Annotated in this window: 2 protein-coding genes; both read right to left on the bottom strand. The window is 68.6% G+C overall.

Features of this window, described 5'->3' with window-relative positions; all coding sequences use genetic code 11:
• The coding region (locus tag VGN50_RS04380; protein WP_422662157.1) for an ISL3 family transposase at positions 1-1,089 on the bottom strand (1,089 nt) is incomplete at its 3' end.
• A 240-nt stretch (positions 1,090-1,329) separates the two neighbouring features.
• Positions 1,330-1,716 (bottom strand): hypothetical protein, encoded by a 387-nt coding sequence (locus tag VGN50_RS04375; protein ID WP_327443442.1) that lies wholly within the window; start codon positions 1,714-1,716, stop codon positions 1,330-1,332.
• Between the last annotated feature and the right edge of the window lie 38 nt (positions 1,717-1,754).

The following is a 1,754-nucleotide window of genomic DNA, read 5'->3' as shown; positions in this document are numbered from 1 at the left end:
TACGGCTCGGCCGGCGGCGTGGGTGGGCTGGTGGTAGGCGGCTCGGACCTGCTGGGCGCACCGCCAGGCAAGCTCGACTTCGAGGTGCTCCTGCCGAGCGGTGAACGCGGTCTCGAGCCGGGCGCGTTGACGGTCGGTTAGGTGTTCTTCGCCGGCGCGCAGGATGTTCCGGATCCGGTACAGCGGGTCGTCTTTGCGGCCGCGGTGGCCGTGGATGTCCTGCTGCACCCGACGGCGCACGTCGTCGACGACCTGGGTAGCCAGCTTGACGACGTGGAACGCGTCGAGCACTGAGCGGGCGTCCTGCAGCTGGTCGTCGATCGCGTTCTTGTACCCGTGGAACGGGTCGAGGGTGGCGATCTCGACGCCGGCTTTGAACGCTTCACCGCGCTGTTCCAGCCAACGTCGGTAGGTTTCGCCGGACCGGCCGGGGACCAGGTCGAGCAGCCGGGCCTTGGTGTGGCCGTTGGCGTCTCGGGTCAGGTCGACCATGCCGGTCAACTCCTTCGGACCGCGGCCGCCGTCCTCGATTGGCTTGGTCGACACGTGATGCCACACGTGCTCATCCACGCCCAGGATGGCCACCCCGGTGAAGCGGCTCGCGTCAGCATCGGCTGCCTCCAGTAGCGGGAGGATCGCCTCCCACACGGTGCGCCACCCGGTGCCGAGTTGACGTCTGATCCCGTTGACGGAGGCGTGCTCGCGGCGGATCTGTTCGATTGCCCACCAACAGGCTCGGGTCGTCAGCCTCGCTCTCGGCGCGGCGATCTGTTCGTCCTGCTCGACGAACGAGCGGACCGGGCAGCCCGGGTCGGAGCACAGCCAGCGGCGCTTGAGCCAGCGGATCCGCACCGGCCGGCCCATCGCCGGCGCGTCAACCAGCCACACTTCGACCCGGCCGTGGGCGTGGGCCACGACCCCGCACGACCGGCACCCCATCGGCGCCGCCGCGGACTCCACGGTGACGGTCAAGCCGCCGCCGTCGTCACGCTCCACCGCCGTCACATGCAGGCTGTTCAGGCCCACCAGCAGGTCACACCGGTCGCAGTAGCCACCATCCGCACGGCAGCACAACGTAGGCTCGCTCAACGTCGAGGTCCTTGAGATCAGACGAGGTAGAAGTCCTCTGATCTTCGGGGACCTCGACCCATCCCCAGCCTCACCCAGCCGTTCGGCGCGCCGCGCTCACCCCACACTCAACGGCGAAGAGCCCCATTAAGGGTGGGGGCATTGGTCGCGTTAAGCTGTGCGCCGATCCGCGCCCGCAGGGCTCCCTCGTTGCTCGCCGGGGCGATGCGGTACCACGCGGTGCCGGGTTGGCGTCGGCCTTTACCGGAAAATCCGGCGCGAGGGATCGTCCTGCCGCCCAGTGGAGCGGATCGCCGGCATGCCGAGGTCGCCGCGACCGTGGAGCCCTCGCGAAGGCGGCTGACCGAATGATCCGCGAGGCGGGCTATTGGACCGCCTGGGTAGGGACTCGTGCGTCAAGGATCCCACGGATCGATTAGGCGCAGGCGGATGGATGGTTGCACTTGTCGGCAACGCTCGAATTTGAGGCCGATGCGACGCTCGAAAACGAGGCCACCGGTTCGTGGTTCTAGTGTGCCGTGTCTTGGGTTCTGATGCTGGGCAGGGTGTCGAGCCGCGGTTGGGGAGCCGGTAGCTGGCGCCTTTGAGGGTCAGGACGTCGGCGTGGTGGACGACGCGGTCGATCATCGCGGCGGCGAAGGCTTGGTCGCCGAAGACGCCGCCCC

This window comes from Pedococcus sp. (assembly GCF_036000045.1).
Classification (GTDB): Bacteria; Actinomycetota; Actinomycetes; order Actinomycetales; family Dermatophilaceae; genus Pedococcus.
This window is presented reverse-complemented; position numbering and strand designations above follow the sequence as displayed.

Excerpts from the sequence above, each read along its gene's own strand:
- VGN50_RS04375 (WP_327443442.1), bottom strand. The coding sequence starts at position 1,716 with ATGATCGACCGCGTCGTCCACCACGCCGACGTCCTGACCCTCAAAGGC.